18 protein-coding genes are annotated in these 21,868 nt (G+C 41.9%); 9 read left to right on the forward strand and 9 right to left on the reverse strand.

Going from position 1 to position 21,868, the window contains the following annotated elements; translation table 11 throughout:
* Nucleotide 1 precedes the first annotated feature (1 nt).
* The 3 genes from cysS to hisI all read left to right on the forward strand — a co-directional run bounded on the left by cysS (nt 2) and on the right by hisI (nt 2,318).
* Nucleotides 2-1,468: a cysteine--tRNA ligase gene (cysS, locus tag ABFW99_RS00590; RefSeq protein ID WP_349355289.1), complete on the forward strand. Its 1,467-nt coding sequence runs from the start codon at nt 2-4 to the stop codon at nt 1,466-1,468.
* A complete protein-coding gene (yidD, locus tag ABFW99_RS00595) occupies nt 1,465-1,740 on the forward strand; it encodes a membrane protein insertion efficiency factor YidD (RefSeq protein WP_349355290.1) in 276 nt (91 codons plus the stop codon). Before cysS ends, yidD begins: the two co-directional genes overlap by 4 nt.
* Before the next feature lie 95 nt (nt 1,741-1,835).
* Nucleotides 1,836-2,318: a phosphoribosyl-AMP cyclohydrolase gene (gene hisI / locus ABFW99_RS00600; protein ID WP_349355291.1), complete on the forward strand. Its 483-nt coding sequence runs from the start codon at nt 1,836-1,838 to the stop codon at nt 2,316-2,318.
* Nucleotides 2,319-2,435: 117 nt separating this feature from the next.
* Here hisI and ABFW99_RS00605 read toward each other — a convergent pair whose 3' ends face one another.
* The 4 genes from ABFW99_RS00605 to ABFW99_RS00620 all read right to left on the reverse strand — a co-directional run bounded on the left by ABFW99_RS00605 (nt 2,436) and on the right by ABFW99_RS00620 (nt 7,036).
* Nucleotides 2,436-3,281: a TMEM164-related integral membrane acyltransferase gene (locus ABFW99_RS00605; RefSeq protein ID WP_349355292.1), complete on the reverse strand. Its 846-nt coding sequence runs from the start codon at nt 3,279-3,281 to the stop codon at nt 2,436-2,438.
* A gap of 180 nt (nt 3,282-3,461) precedes the next feature.
* Complete coding sequence (locus ABFW99_RS00610) at nt 3,462-3,875, reverse strand: DUF6567 family protein (RefSeq protein WP_349355293.1); 414 nt, start codon at nt 3,873-3,875, stop codon at nt 3,462-3,464.
* A 10-nt stretch (nt 3,876-3,885) separates the two neighbouring features.
* Nucleotides 3,886-4,761, reverse strand: coding sequence for an SDR family oxidoreductase (locus tag ABFW99_RS00615; RefSeq protein WP_349355294.1), 876 nt, complete (start codon nt 4,759-4,761; stop codon nt 3,886-3,888).
* 469 nt (nt 4,762-5,230) lie between these two features.
* Entirely contained in the window at nt 5,231-7,036 is a 1,806-nt protein-coding gene (locus ABFW99_RS00620; protein WP_349355295.1) for a helix-turn-helix domain-containing protein, read from the reverse strand.
* A gap of 861 nt (nt 7,037-7,897) precedes the next feature.
* On the opposite strand from ABFW99_RS00620, the gene ABFW99_RS00625 reads away from it, so the two are divergent.
* The 3 genes from ABFW99_RS00625 to ABFW99_RS00635 all read left to right on the forward strand — a co-directional run bounded on the left by ABFW99_RS00625 (nt 7,898) and on the right by ABFW99_RS00635 (nt 10,639).
* A complete protein-coding gene (locus ABFW99_RS00625) occupies nt 7,898-8,545 on the forward strand; it encodes a hypothetical protein (protein ID WP_349355296.1) in 648 nt (215 codons plus the stop codon).
* A gap of 76 nt (nt 8,546-8,621) precedes the next feature.
* Nucleotides 8,622-9,530: an alpha/beta hydrolase gene (locus tag ABFW99_RS00630; protein WP_349355297.1), complete on the forward strand. Its 909-nt coding sequence runs from the start codon at nt 8,622-8,624 to the stop codon at nt 9,528-9,530.
* 65 nt (nt 9,531-9,595) lie between these two features.
* Entirely contained in the window at nt 9,596-10,639 is a 1,044-nt protein-coding gene (locus ABFW99_RS00635) for a serine hydrolase domain-containing protein (protein WP_349355298.1), read from the forward strand.
* 16 nt (nt 10,640-10,655) lie between these two features.
* Here the strand turns inward: ABFW99_RS00635 and ABFW99_RS00640 are convergent, their stop codons facing one another.
* The 5 genes from ABFW99_RS00640 to ABFW99_RS00660 form a co-directional block, all read right to left on the reverse strand.
* Nucleotides 10,656-11,417: a DUF2268 domain-containing putative Zn-dependent protease gene (locus ABFW99_RS00640; protein ID WP_349355299.1), complete on the reverse strand. Its 762-nt coding sequence runs from the start codon at nt 11,415-11,417 to the stop codon at nt 10,656-10,658.
* Between the two features lie 8 nt (nt 11,418-11,425).
* A complete protein-coding gene (locus ABFW99_RS00645; protein ID WP_349355300.1) occupies nt 11,426-12,106 on the reverse strand; it encodes a DUF4386 domain-containing protein in 681 nt (226 codons plus the stop codon).
* Nucleotides 12,099-13,073, reverse strand: coding sequence for an NAD(P)-dependent alcohol dehydrogenase (locus tag ABFW99_RS00650; protein ID WP_349355301.1), 975 nt, complete (start codon nt 13,071-13,073; stop codon nt 12,099-12,101). Before ABFW99_RS00650 ends, ABFW99_RS00645 begins: the two co-directional genes overlap by 8 nt.
* A 39-nt stretch (nt 13,074-13,112) precedes the next feature.
* Nucleotides 13,113-13,745, reverse strand: a complete 633-nt coding sequence (locus ABFW99_RS00655) for a CatB-related O-acetyltransferase (RefSeq protein ID WP_349355302.1) — start codon at nt 13,743-13,745, stop codon at nt 13,113-13,115.
* Between the two features lie 198 nt (nt 13,746-13,943).
* Nucleotides 13,944-15,698 (reverse strand): tetratricopeptide repeat protein, encoded by a 1,755-nt coding sequence (locus ABFW99_RS00660; RefSeq protein ID WP_349355303.1) that lies wholly within the window; start codon nt 15,696-15,698, stop codon nt 13,944-13,946.
* A 200-nt stretch (nt 15,699-15,898) separates the two neighbouring features.
* On the opposite strand from ABFW99_RS00660, the gene ABFW99_RS00665 reads away from it, so the two are divergent.
* The 3 genes from ABFW99_RS00665 to ABFW99_RS00675 all read left to right on the forward strand — a co-directional run bounded on the left by ABFW99_RS00665 (nt 15,899) and on the right by ABFW99_RS00675 (nt 21,849).
* On the forward strand, nt 15,899-17,032 hold the full coding sequence (locus ABFW99_RS00665) for a DJ-1/PfpI family protein (protein WP_349355304.1): 1,134 nt from the start codon (nt 15,899-15,901) through the stop codon (nt 17,030-17,032).
* Nucleotides 17,033-17,377: 345 nt separating this feature from the next.
* A complete protein-coding gene (locus ABFW99_RS00670; RefSeq protein WP_349355305.1) occupies nt 17,378-18,271 on the forward strand; it encodes an ABC transporter ATP-binding protein in 894 nt (297 codons plus the stop codon).
* Entirely contained in the window at nt 18,268-21,849 is a 3,582-nt protein-coding gene (locus tag ABFW99_RS00675; protein ID WP_349355306.1) for a M1 family aminopeptidase, read from the forward strand. Before ABFW99_RS00670 ends, ABFW99_RS00675 begins: the two co-directional genes overlap by 4 nt.
* Nucleotides 21,850-21,868: the final 19 nt, after the last annotated feature.

The raw sequence follows: 21,868 nt of genomic DNA on the forward strand, positions 1-21,868 counted from the left end.
TGTGGCTGATAAAGGCACCCAACAACTTCACGTTTACAACACCCTATCCCGCAAGAAAGAACTGTTTGAACCGCTGAGCCCGCCACATGTGGGTATGTACGTATGCGGGCCTACGGTTTATGGAGATGCGCATCTTGGGCATGCCAAGAGCTATGTTTCTTTTGATGTAGTGCTTCGCTATCTCCGGTACCTGGGTTATAAAGTGCGATATGTTCAGAATATCACCGATGTTGGTCATTTGGTGGATGACGCTGAAGAAGGGGAAGACAAGCTCAGCAAGCAGGCACGTATCGAGAAAGTACAGCCTATGGAAATCGCCGAGAAGTACACCTACACCTATTTCCGGGATATGGATGCTCTTAATGTACTCCGGCCAGATATTGCACCCCGTGCAACGGGACATATCCCCGAGCAGATTGCCATGGTGAAAAAGCTGATCGAGAACGGCCATGCGTATGAGGTAAACGGGAATGTATATTTTGATGTATCCTCGGATAAGGAATATGGTAAACTGAGTGGCCGTAAAACCGAAGATGCGGAATCAGGTACACGCGTAGAAACAGCTTCCGACAAGAAAAGTCCCGAAGATTTTGCCCTTTGGAAAAAAGCAGATGAAAAGCACATTATGAAGTGGGATTCTCCCTGGGGTGTTGGCTATCCCGGCTGGCATATCGAATGCTCGGCTATGAGTACCAAGTATCTTGGGGAGAGTTTTGATATACACGGGGGCGGACTCGAAAATCAGTTTCCGCACCATGAATGTGAAATTGCCCAGGCCGAATGTGCACACGATAAAGATTTTGTAAAGTATTGGTTGCACAACAACATGGTAACGCTGGAAGGCCGAAAGATGGGAAAATCGCTGGGAAATGCGATTAACCTACACGAGTTTTTTACGGGTGATCATACCCTCCTGACCCGTGCCTGGCCACCGGAAGTGATTAGGTTTTTCCTGCTTCAAAGTCATTACAGAAGTACCACCGATTTTTCTGAAGAGGCTTTAGCCGGTGCAGAAACCGGTTTAAAGAACCTTCACTCTATGATTCAGACTATCGAACAAACTGAACCGGGTGATGGAGATGAGTTTGACCTGAAGAGCTTTAAAGAAGCATTTGAGTCATCGATGAATGATGATTTCAATTCGGCTCAGGCCATTGCCATTTTGTTTGAGAAGCTAAAGGAAATTCGCAAACGTATTAACGACGGAGACGTACCTTCGAACCTTGATGCGGTTAAAGTATTCCTGCACAGCGTTGTGGAAGAAGTACTTGGTATCTGGCCGGGTGAGGAAGCCGGAGGAGACGAACAGTTAACCAGCGATTTAATTGACCTGTTAATTGAGATTCGTAAGGATGCCAGAACCAATAAGAACTTCGAGCTTTCGGATAAAATCCGGGACGACCTGAATGAGCTGGGCGTGCAGCTTATGGATGGCAAAGATGGTACTTCCTTCGAAATAGACAAATGAAATGGTTGAGTAACATATTCAGCCTGCTGATTGTCAGTTTAGTAAAATTTTATCAGGCGGCGATATCTCCATGGTTAGGAAAAAGCTGCCGATACTCCCCTACCTGTTCCCGATATATGATTGAAGCGGTGGAAGAATGGGGACCTTTAAAAGGATTTTGGATGGGCATTAAACGAATCGGACGATGCCATCCCTGGGGCGGCGATGGATATGATCCGGTTCCTAAAAGAACATCGAAAACAGAACAAGAAACAACCAACATCGAACTTTAGATAATTCAGTCATTCAGAGCGAAAGCGAAGAATCTTCAAGATTCGGACACGTGTAGAACCTTCGGTAGTAGCCTCGGGATGACTAACCACCTATTATGGCAAACATCACATTCAAAAAGAGAAAAACGGTAGAGCAAGTTGAAGAAGGAACCGAGCTGGCTCCCAAATTCCAAGAAGACGGACTTATTCCGGTCGTAACCACCGATTATGAATCCGGTGAATTACTGATGCACGGGTACATGAATGAGGAAGCCTTTAAAAAAACTATTGAATTGGGTGAGGCCGTGTATTACAGCCGAAGCCGGGAAACGCTCTGGCATAAAGGAGCCACATCCGGGCTGACTCAGATCATCAAGGAAATGCGCATTGACGACGACCAGGACTGTGTATGGCTGCGCGTTGAAGTACAGGGAAATGGTGCCAGCTGCCACGTTGGTTATCGGTCATGCTTTTACCGAAGCGTACCTACCGGCGAAGAATTTGAGCATAAAGATGGTGAGCTAACCTTTGAAGAAGACGAGAAGGTCTTTGACCCTAAGGAAGTGTATGGAGACGCACCAAACCCAACCAAACTCTGATCACTGTATTATGTAGTTACAAGCCCGGGTTCTTAATTGAGTCCGGGCTTTTTTTATTTGCCATCTCTCTTAATAACACGGCCCATGCCCGTTTGCGAAAGATATGTAGACTAACTATTAGCTGAGTTCCTTTGTTGAACCAATGTCCCGAAACCCCCTTTTCACCCAACGAAATAATCCATAAACCAGCAGTGCCCACACTAAGAAAATGAGCTCAAGATAGATCAGGTACACCGGCCATTCAGGCAAAATACTGAAGAAAGTAGTACCCGGGGGTTTGCCCATTACATACAGGTAGTTACTGCCCAGCATCATGTTAATTCCCCCAACCAGGAGTGCAACTACATTCAGTGCAACTACCGAACGACCGACATCGCCAAGCTTAAGCTCCCACCCCCACTCAATGGCCGGATACAGAGCGACCAACACCAATAACAAATGAACCATCCAGTAGCGAATAGCATCATAGTGAAAAAGGGAAAACTGAACGGAGGGCGTGAGGTTCGCTTGTGATACACCCAAAACCACCCAAAAAAATAGGACAGCCCAGGTATCCCTGTCCTTCTTCATATATACCCATACAAGTACAAAAGGAAGGAAATTACACATGTGAAGAGGGATATCGTGAGCTACGTCAAAAGTGCCGGTATACATATTCAGCGGAATCTTCATCAGTTGAGAAATGGACATCATTACCGCAAGAACCAACAACACCTTCCGCTGCTTTTCAGTGCTTCGTGTTTTCATAAACGGGATGAACCAGATGCAAAAGCCCAGGAATAGCAGGAGCACCACAAAATGCTCTGTAGAGTAAGACGAAAACAAATACGTTGTATCAAAAAAAGTGTTCAACTCTTCCGGATTATTGGCTTTTTGTTGAGTTCGACTAAGAAATGATACTGATAATACGTTTTCTGATGCCCTTTTTAAAAACAAAAAAGCCTGACCCGCTTTTTGAATCATGCGAACCTTCTTATACTGATTATTTCTATTGACTCTACTAACAAGACTAGCAGGTATTAAAGTGATTGAAGAGCACGGATAAGCCAGACATTATATAGATTCGATCAAGACTTTATGTTAATAAAAGATTCCATTCGTAATCGAATGGAATCTTTTATTCATAGGCTATATCTACTTTATCTATTCAAACTCTATGATATCAGCGGTAATAGAAACCGATGCTTTTGTATAAACCATAAAGTTCGTCGTGTTGCAGTCATATTGGATGTTAATAAGCGCAAGTGTCCTCCCTTCGATCGCTTCTCCTTGTTTCTCGAAGTTATCCCAAAGCGATTCACGAGCTTCTTTATATAACATTTTATTTCCATCAAGAGGAATTATACCTGCGGAATTAGTGGCAACACCCCATGAATAACTGGCTCCAAATAAATACGATGTTTCAGAGGTGCCCGTCACATTTTTAGCCACAATAGTATAGTTTCCTTCTTTTAGCTGAACCTCGGTACTATTAGAGGCCACAAACATACCTGCGTTTCCACAGCCGGTAAGCAGAAATGCCACGGCCGTTAGAATGATAAATGTATAAGATTTCATATTGATAAGATTATTTTTGATTGGATTGTTGTTTTATTAGTTGTACTTCTTGGTTAAAAAAGTCCTGTAAGCGACGAGTGCCGTAGCGGGTTGCAATACGGTCGCGCGTCATAAGTGTGAGAAAGAATTCAAGCGGTCCAAATCGTTGCTCTGGAAGAAAAATCTTTGCTGTTTTTAGTATCAATGACCTGATCCAGCCCGGAAGCTCAACAATATTAGCCGGTTTATTCCAAGCGCATAAAGCCATTTCTGCTATCTCATTTTGAGTAAGGATATCTGGTCCGCCAACCGCTATTTCTTTTTCTTTCTGAGCAATAGCCCGTATACACACTTCCGCGAGGTCAGCACCGTGGATAGGATTTAGCTTTGAATCTCCATTCCCAAATAACAAAACCCTGCCTTTCTCAGCCATGTATAACACATCCCGCAGATCAGGAAAGAACCCATTGGGTCGTATGATGGTATATTCTAATCCCGAAGCTTTAAGGGCTTCCACAAAACGTTCTTTTGCTTCAGTGAACTTAAGATGGCGTAGTATGTCTCCGTCTAATACCGACACATATATAAATTTCCTAACCCCGGCTCGTTCTGCTTCCTGCAACACGTTCACATTTGCCTGGTAATCGATATCCATATAGGTAAACCCATCATTTTGTCGGGTGAAGCCAACGGTTGATATCACAGTTTCGACATCTTTAAAAACACCCCTCAGGGTTTCAGGACGGGTTACTTCGACCTGCACGATCTTGATGTTTGCAAGATTCAGGTCCTTCAACTTTTCCGGAGATCGAACCAAAGCTATAGCTGGTATCTTCCAGTTATTGAGTTCTTCAAGTATATATTTGCCGAGATAGCCACTGGCTCCGGCAATTAAGATTTTTGTCATGGTGCCTGTTTTTGAATGCGGAGCCAATATCAGCACGATTGATATACCAATCGTGCAGAATGATATTTTCGGCACTTTTGATGAAATCCCGGACTTTTTAGAACAATGAAAAGGCTCGTAGCAACAGAATGAGAAGAGCGAGGAATAGGAAATGAAGATTCTGTTGAAAATCAATACTCAGTGAAGGCTTAATCAAGTCTCTTAACACGATTACCGGCTACAGGAAAGCTTTTAAGCGGTTTGAGCTCGAAATAACCTTACGTTCTTTTTTTGTGAACACTGATCCCAGCATATAAAGTTGAGACATTCGCTCCATTCATATCCCTGCCTGCGCAGGAATGACTTTGCTTTAACAACCGAAATAACTCTAAACGCTCCCCCATTGGTCATTCCCGGGAAAGCGGGAATCATATTGTTGAACGAGTTAAGGTTTTTTTAATGCGTTTTCTCAACCGGTAAACGCGTTCTCCTACTGATGCTTCTTCAGCCATTTACGAGGTGTAGTACCTGTTTTCTTTTTGAAGTAATCATTGAATGTAGATTTAGAATTAAATCCACTTTCAAAAGCTAAACCCAGTAATGTAAAATTCTTATTAGCAGAGTCCAGCGCCTTCTGCTTAAAACACTCCAGCCGGAAATTATTAACATAATCGTTGAAGCTTACCCCAACCTGATCGTTCAGCATCCATGATAGTTTATTTGGGTGAAGTTCAGCTTCCGCAGCCAGAGTTCTCAAAGTTAACCCCGTATCAAGGTAGCGTTCATCTTGTTGCATTAACTGATCGAGTTTTTTTAGAGCCATTTCGATCTCTGCAGGCTGCATCAATATTCTGGTATCAACCTCAATATTGCGCTGCGCACTTCCGTTACTCAGCTCTGGCCTTGATCGTTTATTGGGTAACCGGGATGCTTCGAATGTATTTTTGACCAACTCTTTAAAACCATCGGTCTCCCGAATTTTGTCAAGAAATGGGCGGCTTAGGAAGTTTGCAAACTGACCTCTTTTTCCAACAACAGCATGCTGAAGAAGGTCCAGTGCCTTTTCTTTGGCCCCGAACTCTGCGTATAATAATAAAGGCCAGGGCATAATTGAAACGCCTTCTTCTCGAGCAACCTCATCAATTTCCTCAATACTGATGGCATGACCGGCGGGATGATTAGTTAGTGTGTACAGCATCCTAACTGATTTCGGAGATACTGCCAATGCTGTATTTCCTAAATAAGCCTCCAACTCCTCCTTTCGCTTTAATTTGACCAGGCAGAGTTGCTTCAAGGCAATGGCATGCGTAAAAGCCGGATCTATATGAAGTGCTGCTTCTGTGCTTACAAGAGCCGATTCATACTCTTTCTGTAAATAATGAATATTTGCTTTGGTGAAATGGTGGTTGGGCGAAAGTGGATCCAGCTGAAGGATATGTTTGGTATGATCCAGGGCTTCATCGAACCAGCCAATGGCCGTATATAATTCAGCTAACCCTTCCTCGGCTTCCGTATAAGATGGATTTAAGGCCATGGACCTCAGATATAGCTTTTCTGCTTCCCGGTAATTCCAGTGACCCCAAAATTCAAGTGTTGCTTTGCTGTAGTATCCCAGAAATGACTCATCATCAATTTCGAATCCCCGATCTATATAATCAGCAGCAAGATCAAGAGAGTCTATATTTGGGGTCCAGGATCCAAACATGGAATGGCAGTAACCCGCTCCAAAATAGGGCCAGGAAAAATCCGGGTCCATCTCAATGCATTGCGGATAAAACTTCATCGCATTTCCAATGCCTTCACGGTCCCAGCGCAAGTGATTATATCGCGCCTTTAAATATAGATTATAGGCCTGAATATTCTGCGTGGGTACGTCCACCAGGCGTTCACCGATTTCCAGGTGTCCAAAATTTTCCCTTATCTGTTCCGCGATAGCTAAGCTAATCTCATCCTGAAGCTCAAAGATATCCTCAATATCCCGATCAAAGCGACCCGACCATATTTGAAATCCATCGGTTGTTTGTATCAGCTGAGCTGAAATACGGACTTTCTTCTTTGACTTACGAACACTGCCCTCCAATACCGTAGACACACCCAACTGATTACCAATATGCCGTACATCCATCTGCTTTCCTTTGAATGCAAACGAAGACGTTCTCGCCGTCACCTTTAAGCCCTGAATCCGGGTCAATGCATTGATGATATCTTCGGTGATGCCATCACTGAAATATTCATTTTCAGGATCTGAACTGAGGTTCAGAAATGGCAGAATAGCTATGGATTTATTATCGATCAAAAATAAAGCAGAGATTTGAGTACTACCCGTAATTCATATAACAGGAAGAAGATATAAAAACACGGCAATAAAGGAACAGAAATGAAAAAGTTAGACTATAGTTGCCATTTATATCTTTCACAGCAACTCGAACAAGGGAAGCCATCCCTTTTTATTTCTCATTAGCTTACCACCTTTTATAATCCGCCTCTACTTGATGCTTAGCCACCGTTGAGCATCCGAGAACAGAGTTCTGGTTTGAGGACAAAGCCGAATACTATAACCTATGGTATCAAATCACCAAGCACCTCCGCTCTCAGTTTAATCCCATCAATTATTCCAATCGATATTGAAGTCCATTCGGCCTTAGAAAAAAAAGTGTTAAGAAGATGACGAAATGAAGCGTGAAGAAACCCCGAGCCTTCGGGGCGCATGGAACTTGATCTACAGGCAAGCCCGGCCAAGGAGCATTGATTTCTTTTAGCGAAATGCAGCCATCTTTAGCTCTTTTTTTGCAGCCGAGAGCTTTTGGTTCTTTTGTCGGTACAAAAGAACAAGGAAAACCATGACAGGCAACCAAGTCCTTTCCGGCACGAGAAGCCGGAGCTTCCGGAACAGCATTGCGAAGAAGGACCTTCGCAACAAGGTAAAATCATGGGAATAAAGGAATAGAAAAGAAAACTTAAGACGATAGGTCCCTTTTGTAACCTTTAGGGCAGCAACGTCCAAAATTTCATCAATACGTCCGCCATTTCATTTCAGGACGATTGACCTGCTATTCCTTACGATCATTGATCTGTCGATTCGGTAAAGTGGATTTTTTAAGATCGAATCTATCGACAAACATCAAATCATTCATTTAACTATTTAACATTCAGAACAATGAAAAACCTACTCATTTTTGTTTTTACACTGGCCTCATTTAGCGCTTTTGCTCAAACCAGCTCACCGGAGGGTAAAGAAACTGAAGTCACCCATAAGTGGAGGGTAAGTATACCTTATATCGTTCCCGATGAGATTATCTATGGTTATGGCAAGCGTACAAGTATTCAAATGGTTGAGTTTCATGTAAAACGCAACCTGGATAACAAGAACATCATTGGAGTGAAGTTCGCTACATGGCGATTATTTCAACCCATGGGAATCACCTGGTGGGATGGGGTTGTCGATAAGATAGAGTCTGGGAGTGACTATTACGATGGATATTTAAGGGAAACAGGAATTGGTATTACGTACCAACACATGCTTTGGAAAGGGCTTTTTGGGTCTATTGAAGTGCTGCCACAGATTCAAACCTATACCGATCTGGATGGTAATAAAATTAGAAATGGTTTTAAATTGTATAACTCATATCACTTAGGCTACCATTTCACGGTCGGTAAGAAAAAACGATTTTTTATAGAACCTCAGGTTCATGTCAACCAATGGATGTTTGACAACAACTCTCCTGCAGGTTTTAAGGAGTTCGATGATAAATATGGAAACGTCTTTCTTTTTGAGCCAAACATTTACTTAGGGTGGAATTTTTAAAGTTTAGCTGCCTCGTAACAGCGATGGGATACGCCAAAAAACATAAATCCACTAAGGAATACTGATAACTGATACTATGTTTAGATCAAAAAAAGGAAAGAAAGAAATACTCCGGCTCTACGACAAAAAACTGGAAAGCCTTAATCTCGATTTTGAGTACTTAACGGTACAAACCAGCTTTGGACAGACCAATGTTATCGTTACCGGGGATAGCGAAAATACTCCGATTATACTTGTCCATGGTTCAAACGGGTGTGCCCCTATTGCTCTTGAGACCTATGCTAATCTGCATAAAACCTTCAGAGTATATGCGGTGGATGTTCTGGCTCAACCCAATAAAAGTGCCGAGACCCGCCTGAGTATGAAAGATGATTCCTATGGAAAATGGATGAATGAAATCATTACTGAGCTTAAGATTGAGTCCGTGACGATGGCAGGATTCTCTTTTGGGGGATTGATCATTCTTAAAACCCTGGAATTCGATGAGAGCAACATCAAAGAAGTATACTTATCGGCACCGGCATATATCGTAAATGGGAACCCATTGATGGCCATTTTCAAAGTGTTCATCCCGATGAAGAGGTACATGAAAACTGAAAAAGTTAAGTATGTTGAGAAGTTTCTTTCCCAGCTGTTCACTGACCGGGATGAGTTTGCTATCGAATTTCTGTCTAAGGTTTTTCTGGAATTTGAAATGGACTTTTCCCCGGTTCCCGTCATAGATGATGAAAAAGCCGGGAAAATCACAACACCCATTACCCTTTTCGCAGCTCAGAACGACATCATGTTTCCGGGAAATAAGATGATACAACGGGCAGAAAAGATATTTCCGTCCCTTAGAAAAAGTATGCTTTTGGAACATTCAAAGCATGTACAAAACCAGGAACAGAATGAAATGATTGAACGGGAGATCATGAGAACGAGAGCAATGGATACAACAAAAAGAACCCGAAAAGACTACTCAGGTTATTCTGAACCGGCTTAGTCTCAAGAAGATTTTAGTTTCATAGAGGAGTTTATCGAAAATATTATGCATTTTAAATTTCCTCTATGAATAAAGTTAAATCAAAGAAGTCAAAATACATCATCAGGTTCCTCCTTTTTACAGGAACAATCGTCTCCCTATTCTTTGTGCCCTGGCTGTTGGTTAAGGCCTGGATCTTACCACTGCCAAATACTGTACAGGAACAGCTGGATGAAGCTATTGACCATGGTTTTGATGGAATAGTCGTCTATATCGATCAGGGAGCTAACCCTCCTCAGTATCTCGCTTCCGGCTGGCATGACCGTGAAGCTGAGATACCTGCCAAACCCCAAGCCTTATTTAAGATTGCCAGCATCAGCAAGCTCTACGATGCTGTGGCCGTCACCAAACTGGTAAATGACAGGCGCCTTTCTTTGGATAAAACCATCGCTGATTATCTGCCTGAATTGGTGGGAAGAATCGAAAACGCTGACAAAATCACCCTACGATTAATGTTACAGCACAGAAGTGGTATCCCCAATTACACGGATGCTCCTGATTTCTGGGCTGCACCTACCGAAACCTATGAAGAAAGCCTCGCATTAATAGCTGATATGCCGGCCAATTTTGAACCCGGTGAAGACTACGAATACTGCAATACCAACTACCTTCTGATCAATAAGATCATGGATGATGAACTGGGTTACCCTAACTTTCAATTCATCCGGCAAGAAATTCTGGATCCGCTAAGTCTTGACAATACCTACCGCTCGGTGACTGATGTAAAAATGGAGGATGTAATGGGTGGTTATCACGTAGGATATCCCCATAATTTAAAAACAAACGATTATGGCATGCATGCTACAGCAGAGGATGTGGGAATTTTCCTGAGAGCATTGAATGATGGCTCTGTTTTTGAGGAAGAAGAAGAAGAAGAAGAATTATATGCTTCCGTTTATGAGTATGAACATGCAGGCTGGGTGCCGGGATACCAAAGTTTTGCACATTATCATAAATACCTTGATGCAGTTGTTGTAGCCTTTTACAGTACGACTGATCCTGAACTGTACTATTGGAATTTGTCAGAGATTATTAATAACAGAATAGTCAAAATACTGGAGAGACAATAAAGTAAGAGCGTGAGAATTACCAATACCCAGCTAATTCAAAAATCTCAATAGAACCTAGCTCACTTAATTCCAGTATACTTTTGCCCGACTTCTCCATCGCTTTGCGAACCATATAATTACCAGTGCGGTAGCCTATAAATTTCCGTCCGTCAGGGTGCTCCCCGGAAACCCAATGACTATAATCCGCATCTTTGGGCAGTTCCAGTATTTCTTCCACCCATTCTCGGGCTTCCTTTGGGTAAGCATTTACTTCGTGGCGAACTCCTGTATATTCCTCCGCAAAAACCACAGCCAATCCTTCATTTATGATTGCGTTGTCAATGCCTTCCTCATGCTCATTTTGGTGAATACTCCATCCCCTTGTAAGATGATGAAATTCATGAAATATCAGAGTTTTCATTCCATCTTTTACGGCCTGCAATATTCCCCTGGGATAAACGTCTGAAATTAATACCACTATTTTCCCCACAGGGTCATGTTCACTGGTCCAGCCGGTTACGCCATCTACCGTCTGTAGATCACGGTCAGTAACTTGCACTTTAATGATCACACTATCCGGTATATTCTCAAGAATTGTAGCAACCTCTTTGACCTGACTTCTAATAACTTGTTGTATCACCGTTTTCTCAGCATACGTTAGGGCATCGCCACTTTCCTCAAAATGAACCTTTATTTTTAAAGTTCGGTCCTTCGTCTGACTTAAAACCGGGTAGGTTGTAAAAGTCAGGATCGTTAATATCATAAATACAAACCAGGATGTACGATTAAAAATCTTCACAGGAATGTTCATGCTTTGCTCCCTTTGATCATCAACCACATACAAAGGGTTACTTCACCCACCGCTGCGGATATACCAACGATCCATCCAAAAAGAACCTTGTGTTCAGGATATAAAATAAACCCAAAGCTTTCGATCAAGTAACCGAATGAGGTGCCGATTATGAGGATGCCCAGAAGTGTTGGGAAATGCCCCGATTTTATTATCAAATAGCCCAACAGGTAACAGTGAATCCCAAAAGCTACTCCCGCCAGAATATATCCCAGATGATGGGCTTCCAAAAAAAACAGGGATAATTCACTTAGTTGAACCTGTGAAAATTGACTGGCAAGACCATCACTTTCCAACACCTTTAATGCGGCTGCATGATTAAGCAGATTTGCAGTTGCTACTCCCGGATGCGCAATCAACCGGAAACATGCCATGGTCAATGCGAGGGGTTTATTCACTGATTTCAACAAGATGTATAGCAATACTGAAATCGCGATATCTGTGGAAAAAGCGATCAGGTCTGTAACCAATCCCCATTCGAATAATGCTGAATTAGCCAGAATATTATTGGCAGTGGCGATCGCATCGCCGGCAATAATTACGGATTCTCTTGCTACACCCTGAGCGAAACCCGCACAAAATATTACGATCAAATAAAGCACTCCGGTAATTCTTCCGATTTTCTTTTCATTATACATGAGAGGTTCCTCCTTTAATATCCAATATGATATTTCCTTGTTTATGACCTGATTCTGCATGTTTATGAGCCTCCTTGATTTCTTCCATGCTGTAGGTTTTTTCAATGACCGCCTTCAGCTTTTTTGATTTAAGCAGGTCTTTGATTTCATCCAATAGTTCCTGGGATTCTTTTGTGACTCCCGTATATACCTTATGACCTTTTCGGAATGCGCTCATCATCATTGCCTGCATCAATCCAAGATTGAACGCAGTTGAGATGAAGTAACCCTCTGAGCTTAATAATGGCTTAATAACCCTATAGCTCAGGTTTCCTACGGTATCAAAAATGACATCATATTGGCCGGGATGGTTGATGAGTTTCTCTTTTTTATAATCAATAACCTGATCTGCACCTATCTGGTGCACTAATTTTACATTCCGGGTGCTGCATACCCCGGTAACGGTAGCACCGTAAGCTTTGGCTATCTGGACAGCATAACTACCCACGCTTCCTGATGCCCCGTTTACTAATACCCGATCTCCGCTTTTGAGTCCCCCTTGTTTCAGAAAGAACAATGCGGTCATCGCCCCAGTTGGAATGGCTGCCAATGATTCATTTTCGATATCCCTGTCAGCCATGGAGATCACACCATCTTCACTCAATACGATATATTCGGAGTGAGCTCCGGTCTTCATTCCCGTACTTCCAAAAATTTTATCGCCCGGCTTAAATCGTGTTACACTCACTCCTGTTTCAATGACCTCCCCATAAAATTCCTGCCCTAAAACCTTCTTTTTTGGGGTGAATAGTCCATTCATAAAACGAACTATCACAGGGTCCGCTTTTCTCAGGTGCCAGTCTGCAGCCGTAACGGAACTGCTTATGACTTTTATTAATAGTTCATTTCCAGAAGGTTCAGGGCTGCTGGTCTTGATCAACTTCAGAACATCCGGGCTTCCGTAGCTGTCATATATAATTGATTTCATAGTTTTCCTCTTATTTTAGGATTCGTAAGCAATGACCGTTTATTCAGAAATCGAAGAGATCTTCGTAAGATCGTTGCCCGTTAGTAAGGTTAGATTTTGTGTGATCTTCGATATTTCCCAATCCCACCATCTCAGCTTTAGCAATTCATCGATTTTTTCCTTGGGGAATCTATATTTGATTAATTGCGACGGATTTCCACCTACTATGCTGTAGGGTTCCACATCATTCACTACGGTAGCATTAGTAGCAATGATCGCTCCATCTCCAATGTTAATACCTGCAGTAATAGTAGCGTTATGACCAATCCAGACATCATTACCGATAACGGTATCCCCTTTATATGGATAGACTTTGTTCTCCATAGCATCCTCCCACCCATTACTGAAAATGGCAAACGGGTACGTTGAAATAGCATCTGTCAGATGATTGGCCCCATTCATGATGAATGATACTCCCGAGGCGATCATGCAAAATTTACCGATCTTCAGTTTATCGCCGGTGAAATCGAAATGATATTTCACGTTCCGCATGAAGTTCTGAACATCTTCCAGGTCATCGTAATAGGTATATTCGCCTACTTCAATACCAGGATGGTCTATAAGATTCTTCAAAAAACACAGCTTCTTATGGTGTGCTAAAGGAAATAAAGTGTCTTTATCGGGACCGTACATACATAGAGAGTTAATTTCTGTTATCTACGGTGATAAGATGGGACGATAACTTCCACGAATCGTTCGGATATACCTATTCGAACTTTTTTATACATCCGAACTTCAGGATCAGGTGTTAAATTCAGACACCATTGCTTTAATTAGTGAATAAGGGAAGAATAATCCGCCTAACCTTACTCAGAGTCCCCGAATAAGTAGTTACTGCTGTTCTTTCAGCCAACGAAGAGGAGTCAGGCCGGTGCTTTTTTTAAAGTAATCATTAAAGGTGGTTTTTGAATTGAAACCACATTCAAAGGCAATGCCCAGTAAAGTCAGGTTTTGGTTCTCTGGTAGCACAGCGATCTTTTTAAAATGTTCCAGCCGGTAAGAGTTGATGAAATGATTAAAATTCGCTCTTTTATCCTGATTGATTAACCAGGAAAGTTTATTGGAACTGGTATTCAGATGATCCGCCAGATTGGTAAGAGAAAGAGTTGGATCAAGATATAATTGGTCCACCTCCATGCTTTTATCCAGGGCTTGGATGAGTTTCTCATGTTCTTTCTCATCTGTAATTAAGGGTCTTGTATCAGATGAGTCTTCATAGACCTCACTTAATAATGGGAATTCTTGGGGAAGGAACTCCTTAAGATTTTTATACTCTTCCCGGGACCTCAGTTTTGTTAAAAAGGGATCGTAGTTAAAGCAGATATATTTTCCATGCTTTTGATTCAGCCCCTCCTCCAACATTTCAAAAGCCTCATCATAATTTTCTTCCAGCGTTAGAAAATATAACCGCCAGGGATGAATGTTCTCATCAGCCAGGAATGGCTGCTCATAATCTGAAATGGGTTGATGGTGGTACAGCCGATAAAGAGTGGTATAGTAATTCATAAAAGGTAACTCGCTATACTCTTCCAGTATCTCCTCAAGCTCGGGCTTGTTATCTGTCAAAATCAATGCGGCAGCTTTTAACTGTACAGCAAATATCCATTTAGGATCTTGCCTCAACACCTTATTCATTTGTTGAATGGCTTTCTCAAAATCTCCGGAAAAGTATAAGATGTTTCCCTTCATAAAAGTATGATTAACAGAAAGAGGATTGATCTCCAGAGCACGCTCAATATGGATCATGGCTTCATCAAATTGCCCCACCATGATATACATGCCTGCAATTGCCTCTATGGCTTCGGCATTATTCGGGTTCAGCTTAAGAGAGTTTTTGAAATGATCAATTGCGCTCCTGTGGTCCCATTCAATCATCATATCTGTTGACGCCTTAGCTAAATGATAATCTAAAGAGTCACTGTTCACTTGCACGGCTTTTTCAAGGTACTTATAGACTTCAGATCTGGCTTCTTCTCCCGAGCTCCAAAAAAGCATATAGGTATAACAGAGTACAATCCCATAATAGGCCCTGAATAATTCCGGGTCTAACTGAATGGCCTTTCGATAGTGCTCTATGGCTCTTAGTAAAGCATCGTTTGTCCATTTTAGTTGTTCATACCGACCTTTCAGATAATAGTCATAGGCATCAAAATTACTGGAATCGGCAGAAACCAGTGACGGTTGCAATTCAATGTGTCCAAAATTCTCCCTGATTTTATCTGCCACCAGTAAACTGATCTCATCCTGAAGCTTAAAGATATCCTCAAGCTGGCGATCGAATTTCATACTCCACATCTGAAATCCGTCACTCGAACGCACCAACCGAACCGATATCCTCACATCCTTTCCAGATTTTCTGACACTTCCCTCCAGAATGGTGGCTACTCCAAGTTGCTTACCTATCGCCCGGACATCTAAATGCTTGCCTTTAAACATAAAACTTGATGTCCTTGCTATAACCTTTAATCCCTTCGTTTTGGACAAAGCCAGGATAATTTCCTCCGTAATTCCATCACTGAAATATTCATTGTCCTTATCCGGACTTAAATTGATAAAGGGTAATATTGCAACCGATTTGTCAGTCATTAGAACTTTAGACACACCATTAGAGATTACAAGGGGGATTATAATAGGTAATCAGGTATTAACTAGCCAATAACGGAAATTGACCGGGAAAGATTTAAAGTGGAATGAATGGGCATGAGTTCGAATCTATACATTCGGACGATGTAAGCATTTACTGTTCTCATATTTCGATTGAAATCTTAAATCAACCAGAAAATTTCATGAGAACGCACTTAATCCCATTCATCTTATTTATCACTTCACTTCTATACAGTTCTCCACTCGTAGCTCAGGACCAGGTCTTAATCGTAGTAACCAATAATACAGAGGTTCAGGTAACGATCGATGGAAAAGATTCTACCATAGCCGGCGGATACACCCTTTCAGAAGTAACTCAAGCCTACGATGTATTCATCAAAAGTGGATTGACGGTGGACTTCATGAGTCCGAATGGTGGAAAAACCCAGTATGAACCTGAAGAAAAGTTCAGTGACCTCGATAAAGCATTCATTAATAACCCTGAAATAATGGACCAGCTAAAGAATACCCTCTCTCCTGACCAGGTTAATGCCAGTGGCTACGATGCCATTTACTTCGCAGGAGGTAAAACACTATGGGATTTCCCTGTCAGTAGCGAGCTTGCGACACTCACAGCTTCTATTTATGAACAAGGCGGAGTGGTTGGTGCCATTTGTCATGGACCAGCTGCGCTTTTAAACGTCAGGCTATCCAACGGGGATCGCTTAATCGAAGGTAAATACATCAGCTCATTTACGAATATGGAAGAGCAGTTGTTTTCGAAGGCTGCGGAATTTTATCCATTTATGTTACAAGATGAATTGACCCATTCAGGTGCAAAGTTTCAGGAAGCGCCGCCTCTTTTTGATCAGTCTGTAGTAGATGAACGTCTGGTTACAGGTCAAAATCCTCTTTCCACCTATTCAGTTGCAGAAAAAATGGTGGAATTAATGGGCAAAACACCTCCAAAACGACCTTGGGATCAAGTCAGTTTCACCGTTGGTATTGTGCAACATGTAGTTCAGGGTAACAGAATCGATGTTCATAATTTCGTTAAGTCGCATGATTCTGATTCACTCTTAGACCAACGGTTACTCTCTGAACTAAGTATTTATGGCAGCCGTGGCTACATGGGGGAAGAAGTCCAAAACAAAGGGATTCAATTGCTTGAAATCGCTTCAAAATTGATACCAAACAATCCCCAAATCCTGGAGGAGTTGGCAAGGAACCATTACAAGAATGGTGATATAAAAAAAGCAAAAAGGTACTTGTCAGAAAGTTTAAAGATCGACCCGGATTCAGAAACTGCCAATGAACTTAAAAATGAGATGGAATAATAAATCTCTTCGGCGATACCTCAACATGTACACTATCAATCTACAATTGTGGAACAATGTTTGGAATTCATACTACTGAGATTGCAAATAACCTCAATTCTCGATTTGATCGCCTTATTAGACTCATGAACTGACATCTTTTGATCACTATTTATTACCCGTTATTGCAAATGACGCTAATCAGATCTGATACCTAAGAATATTTCTGAAGATGAAAGAAACATTATTTGAATTATCCCGAAGTACTGTAGCCCTATATATCAGGTCCATTAAGTTCGATTAGAATACTTGTCAATCCTCGAATCAATAAGATTTATATATCCTATAACCACATAGCAGATTTTTATGAACCTTCTCGAAATCAAACATCTATCCAAAACATATCCCAATGGTACAACAGCTCTGAACGATGTTTCACTGACTATTAATAATGGCATGTTTGGACTTTTAGGAGCAAATGGAGCCGGTAAATCATCGCTCATGCGAACCATCGCCACCCTCCAATCTCCATCATCAGGCACAATATTTTTTAATGGAGAAGACATCCACGATAACCCGGATATAGTTCGTAAGGTGTTGGGCTACCTCCCTCAGGAATTTGGTGTTTACCCTAAGTCATCGGCCATTGAATTACTCCACCATATCGGTGTAATGAAGGGATTACTGGACAAAGAAAAGCGCAGCCGTCAAATTGAAAACCTGCTGCATCAAACCAATTTATGGGAGCACCGAAAGAAATATGTAGATACTTATTCAGGGGGTATGCGTCAGCGTTTTGGAATTGCACAGGCACTGCTTGGTGATCCTCAAATTATTATAGTAGATGAACCCACTGCGGGATTAGATCCCGAAGAACGTCATCGTTTCCTGAACCTGCTTAGCAGGATTGGGGAGAATATTATTGTAATCCTGTCGACCCACATTGTCGCTGACATTTACAATCTGTGCTCTAATATGGCAGTTTTGGATCGCGGACAATTAGTTGTTCATGGAAGTCCGGCAGCACTGGTGGAAACATTGGAAGGAAAAATCTGGCGAAAAACTATCTCAGCTGATGATCTATTGCAATACCGTAAAGATCATGAAGTGATCTCAACCCGACTTACCGCAGGAAAAACCCAAATTCATGTAAAAACGGACAGTTCCCCCGGCACTGACTTTGACCCCGTCACACCTACCCTTGAAGATTATTATTTCTCCATAGTTTCGAACTCCGAACCACAAACGGTGGGGCTATGATGATTGCATCCTTACTCAAATTCGAGATCATATATCAGCGAAAGTTTTGGGCTCTTCCTGTTGCCATGATTCTGTTCTTTCTCACCGGCTTTCAGATTGGTGGACAAGGATTTGCACCGGATATGATCAACTTCAATGCACCATACCAGATCAGCTATTACACATCTGTTTTTACTCTTGGGTCAGTCTTTGCCATCATGTTCTTTGCTATTAATGGGATCTTGCGCGATTCCACCTATCGCATGCAAGAAATTATGTTTAGTACCGGAATTCAAAAACATCATTTTTTTCTGAGTCGGTTTGGTGGCGTGTTTTTCTTCAGTCTCTTATCAGTAAGCATGTTACTGCCGGGTATGATGACCGGCACTCTGATCGTTGATATGGACCCTGAAAGATTGGCTCCCTTTACACCCTTCCCCTATTTCTGGAACTGGCTGGTATTTGTATTACCTAATGTTTTAATCTGTACCGGATTTATCTTTTCTGTAGGACTTCTCACTAAGAGCAGAATGTCGATCTATGCCTCTGCTGTTCTGATATATGTCTTTTACTTTGTCTCCTCGTTTTACTTCAATTCCCCGATACTTGCTGACTCAACCCCTACGCACACAGACAACATGATGCTTGCGGCGCTGGCAGATCCGTTTGGCATATCGGCCTTCATGGAGCAAAGTCAATACCTGACCCCACTGCAGAAGAATGAAGTATTGGTATCTCTAAGTGGAAACTTTCTTCTCAACCGATTGCTTTGGATCTCAATCACGGTAGCTATTTTAGGTGGAGCTTATCAAGTGTTCTCTTTCAGGGATCTTCAAAGGAAAAATCAAAAATCTACATTAACCAATGAATCTTTGAATGAGGGAAATCAAACAGAAACGCCCTATCTGGCATTTATTGTAACGGTACAAACCGGCGAGAAGGCTTTTTGGCAAAGTTTTATATCTCAGAGTAAAATCGGAATTAAGCAATTATTCAAGAGTCTTCCTTTTCAGGTTATTAACGTATTGATGATACTAATCATGAGCTCCGAATTTTATTCAACACTCGTAGAAGGTGGCAGCTATTCTGAAAGCTTATATCCGGTAACGTCTATTCTTGCAGAACTCAACACGACTGCTATTTTTATTTTTGGGGTTTTATTGATCATCTTTTTCAGTGGCGAATGGGGCTGGAAAGAACGCACTGAGAACATGCATTTGATACTCGACGCTACTCCCACATCCAATGCCTCCTTCTTCTGGTCAAAAGTCTCGGTATTGATGTGTATCCCGCTGCTTTTGATAACCCTGGAGATCCTGATTGCAATTGCTTTTCAGTTAATAATGGATCACCCGGAGATAGATGTTAGCAGATACCTATCCCTATATTATTATCAGGGTACACCGCTCATTTTTTACCTGCTGGTTGCTTTGTTTATACAGGGGCTGTCACCAGGCAAATACGTAGGGATGGGACTCACAGGATTGATAGTTGCCGTATTTGGAACGTCTCTGGCAGGAAATCTCGGGATAGAACATCCTCTTTTGAGAATTGGTGCTATGCCACCGGTAACCTTTTCTGACATGGCCGGTGTAAGTAACAATACTTTTGGTTTTTATCTGCTATCCACACATTGGCTTATTTTGGGATTGATCCTTTCATTGATTGGCCAACATCTACGGCGCAGAGGCATCTCTGATGGTTTCTTTACTTATGTTAAGCGAGTATTCAAAGGATGGTCAACCTATCATCTAACGGTAGTGATCGTTTTGGGTTTGGCCTTCTTCACTACCTCAGGTATGATCTATTACAAGACAAACATCGAATCTGAATATGTCTCTACTGAGGAAACGCTGGACCGCTGGGCAGATTATGAAAAACAGTACAAGCATTTTGATCAGGAAGAGTGGTTGTACCCGATAGCTATCAAAACAGATTTAGCTCTTTATCCCAATGAAAACAGGTATGATGTGGAAGCCACATTTACTTTGGAAAATAAGAGCAAAACAACTGTAAACCGCGCTCTGATTATTGAAAAGAAACCGATCACCAACATACAACTCGAGCGTTCAATTATAGTTAGGATTGATTCTACTCTTGGGATCTACGAATTCAAATTCGATACGCCTGTATTACCCGGACAATCTGTTGATCTGACATTTTCAGCTACTAATGAGGGCAAAGGCTTGTTTTCAGGTAATGATATCGTCGAAAATGGAAGTTATATCCATTTGCGTGATTTCAGCCCTTATCTCGGGTACTCTGAAAGTCTTGAAATTCAAGACAACAACGAACGTAGAAAACGTGGACTACCGAAGCGTACTATCGAAAAACCATCGGATGCCGATTTTGAATTGATGGAATCCGGTTTTGGCCGCATCGATTTTGAAACAATACTTTCTGTTCCTGACAGCCAAATAGGAATCTCAGTCGGAAATCTCCATGCAGCATGGACCGAGAAGGACAGAAACTATTACCATTTCAAAACGCCTTACCCTGTTGCGCCTATCATCACCTATCACTCTGCCAATTATGAAATGGTTCAGGAAAGTTTTAAGGGTATCAGTCTTGAACATTACTACCATACCGGGCATGGTTTCAACAATACAACCATCATGAACAGTATGAAGCAAACGCTGGATTATATGCAGAACGAGTTCGGACCCTATCCACTCGATCATCTTCGCATTGCAGAGCTCCCGTCTTTCTGGGGTTTCGGAGGTTTCGCGGCTGCAGGAACGATCAGCATGGTAGAAGACAATCTCTATTTAGTGGATGAGCGTGATGCGAAAGCTTTTAACCTGGTTGCCAAACGAACAATTCACGAAGTGGCACACCAATGGTGGGGACATCAGCTTAGCACGCAAAGTGTAAGTGGTGGACAGATCTTTGTGGAAGGATTTGCCAAATACACAGAAGGAGTAGTAATGGAAAAACATTATGGAATGCCTTCCCTATTCCAGTTGGGCAAGTCTGCGAATCACACCTATTTTACCGGCCGCTCGTATGCCTCCACTCCAGAGCAACCTCTTTACCTGGAACAAGGTGAACATTATATGTTATATGGTAAAAGCTATCTCGCGATGATGGCGCTAAAAGATCTTATAGGTCAAGAAAAAATAAATAGAGTCTTGAAAACGCTGGTTGAACGACACAAACACGAAGTTGATGCCACTGTAACCACCCCTGAATTCTTAGCCGAATTATATTCAGTGATATCCGAACAACACCAAGAACTAATCAATGACTGGTTCAAAAAGATCATTACTTATGACCTTTCTATTGCTGATGCGGATTATACTAAACTTCCGGAAGGTGGATATGAAGTAACATTTACGGTTGATGCATCCAAATTTGAGTCTATGAATGGCATAGATTCCCCCATACACATGAATGAACCCGTTACCATAGGATATTTTACCACGCATCCGTCTGAGGCTTTGAGCACACAAACACTATCACTTGAGCCACAGACAATCACAAGTGGGAAACACCAATTTACCATTCAAGTTGATAGCCTGCCAAAGTATATAAGTATTGATCCTTACAGTACTCGCCCTGATCTAGTAAGATCAGATAATCATTTCAAATTGAAATAATTACTGAAGACGCTATTAT

It is taken from the genome of Gracilimonas sp. BCB1 (genome assembly GCF_040117685.2).
Lineage (GTDB): Bacteria > Bacteroidota > Rhodothermia > Balneolales > Balneolaceae > Gracilimonas.